The sequence below is a fragment of the Nonomuraea rhodomycinica genome, from assembly GCF_013363995.1.
Classification (GTDB): domain Bacteria; phylum Actinomycetota; class Actinomycetes; order Streptosporangiales; family Streptosporangiaceae; genus Nonomuraea; species Nonomuraea rhodomycinica.
This window is the reverse complement of sequence record NZ_JABWGO010000060.1, coordinates 1-296: the sequence shown is the minus strand read 5'-3', so window position 1 is coordinate 296 and position 296 is coordinate 1. Positions and strand designations below refer to the sequence as shown.

1 protein-coding gene is annotated in these 296 nt (G+C 74.0%); it reads right to left on the bottom strand.

Annotated elements, in window-relative coordinates; all coding sequences use genetic code 11:
* On the bottom strand, positions 1 to 296 hold a 296-nt coding region (locus HT134_RS44415; RefSeq protein WP_175606516.1), incomplete at both ends, for an HAD-IA family hydrolase.

Below are 296 nucleotides of genomic sequence, written 5' to 3'. Positions count from 1 at the left end.
CCCGCGTCGCGGGCGCCGTCGATGTCCCACCGGTGCGCGGCGACCAGCAGGACCTGCCCCGGCTCGACGTCGAGCAGTTCGGCGGCGGTGAGATAGGCGCGGGGCGCCGGCATGTAGGCGCGGGCGAGCTCGGCCGACACGATGCAGTCGAAGGGCAGTCCCGCCGCCTTGACCAGTGTCGTCAGCAGCGCGAATCCGCCGTTCGACAAGGTGGTCACGACGAAGCGGCGGCGCAGCCTGGCCAGTCCCGCCACCGCGTCCGCCCAGGCGGGCAGGCGGTGACAGGCGTGGACGAG